We start from the raw sequence: 1,932 nt of genomic DNA, 5'->3' as shown, positions 1-1,932 counted from the left end.
AGCCTTTTTCTGCTGCATAAGTGGCTCGCTCACCGTGAGCAGGCCTTGCCGAAGCTCGATAAAGTCGGAGTAATGGTTGTAATAGGCACTGAACATGTAGGCCAGGGCATTGGTTTTGCCCGTTATTTCCAACTCGTGATTGATGGATTTTTCGGGCTTCAGGTCGCGGTTTGCCATCACAAGGAACGATGGCCACGTGCTGTAGAACTGGAAATACTGCTCTTCGATGTTGGGTACCCGATAGCCTGTGGAGAACTTGTAGGCCAAGTTGAGCCAGGGTTTGGGCGTGTATGCCAGTACGGCCAGTGCCGAAAGGCCGCCTTGGGTGTTGCGTATCGGACTGAAATCCATGTTGGCTCCCTGCACGTTTTGCAGCAGGTAGGCAATGTAGCCCGTGTTGCGCGCCTGCGTATCGGCATCGTCGGTTGTGCGGAAGAGGTCGTAACGCAGGCCCAGTTTAAGGTTCAGCACGGGCGAAAGCGTGGCTTCGTCTAGCAGCGATAGGGCCAAGTTGAACCGCTTGATGGGGTTTACAAAGGCGTAAGCTTCGGCCGTGGTGCCCATGTTCTCGCCCAAAAGGTACACCTTTCCGTGCCTAACGGTGTAGCCGTCTACGTTGTTTGCGGCTACGGGATTTTCCACATCCACGTTGCGCGAGTTGTAATTGCGCAGCGAAGTGGTGGCAGTTAGGTTTAGGCTGTGTTGGCCTAGCGCGCCAAGAGGCAGCTTGCGGGTGTCGGCCGAGAGGCGTAACAGGGCGTCGCCAATCTCTTGTGCGCGGTATTTGTCGCGCTTGCCCTCGTGCAACAGGGTCATGTTGCCGTTGTGCTTGTCGAAGTTTGGACGGTAATAGTCGGTCCAGGTAGTGGCGTCGAGATACGAAACCTGATAGTGTAGCCTGGCAGCGAACTTCTTAACCAGTGCTTCGTCTGACGTGAAGCGGTAGCCGGCAGAAGCCTGTCGGGTGAGCGATTGGTCGTGCGAATAATAATAAGGCTTGCCTTCTGCCGTGAAAGCGTCTATGGGTTCGAGTGTCCAAACCTCGGCATCTGCCTTTCGGCTCATCGCGTAGAAGGCCGCATCAAGGCGGTGGTGCTCGTTGGGCGCATAGGCAAGTTTGGCCAACCAGGCGTGTTGTGCAAAGGAGGTGGGGTCTGTTTGGGTAGAGGTGATGTTGCGGGTTCGCGCTCCGTGGGCGAAGTTTCGCAACTCGTTGCCGTCGCGGCGGGTAACCATGAGCAACGCTTCCCATTGTTTCCACAGGGCTGCTGCCCCTCCGATGAACGTCCGTAGGTTGTCTTTGCCGTTATATCCTGCGTGGGCGAACCCTCCCCATTGGCCTTTCGTTATCAGGTCGCGTGCGTTTTTGGTGTTGTAGTTCACCGTTCCGCCCAGCGCTCCGTTGCCCGATACGAACGAGTTTGCACCCCTTTGTATCTCTACCGATGAGGCCAGATAGGGGTCGAAGTCTATCCGCGAGGCGTTGGAAAGGCCATACGAGCTGAACACGACATTGTCTTGGATGTCGGGTTGTAATATCCCGTCTACGCTTATTGCCACCCTGTTGGCCTCTACACCGCGCATGGCGAAGCCCCGCATGCCGCCGCGCGACCCCGATATCGACACGCCCACGGAAGGCATGTAGCGCACAAGGTCGGTCATGTCGGCAGGCATTTCCACTTTAAGTTGCTCCGCCGTTTGCTTAATCATGCCCACGGCACGCGCTCCGCGATTGGCTTTCACCACCACTTCCTTAATGTTGTGCGCACGTGTGGTGTCGTTAACAACGGCTTGCGCGCAGACTGTTGCGGGCACGAAGCACGCAAACAAGAGTGCCCAAGCAAGCAAAACGCCTGGCTTGCGGTGCGCCAACGCGGCGCGGATGGTTTGTCCACGAAGGGCATCGGCAGTTGTATGTGAATGTATTTTCAT

General features: G+C 56.4%; 1 protein-coding gene. It reads right to left on the bottom strand.

Annotation, left to right across the window (positions count from 1 at the left end; all coding sequences use genetic code 11):
- Positions 1-1,932, bottom strand: a 1,932-nt coding sequence (locus tag BN93_RS15195) for a TonB-dependent receptor domain-containing protein (protein ID WP_044261094.1), incomplete at its 3' end; no start/stop codon positions are given.

This window comes from Prevotella conceptionensis 9403948 (assembly GCF_000312305.1).
Taxonomy (GTDB): Bacteria; Bacteroidota; Bacteroidia; order Bacteroidales; family Bacteroidaceae; genus Prevotella; species Prevotella conceptionensis.
This window is presented reverse-complemented; position numbering and strand designations above follow the sequence as displayed.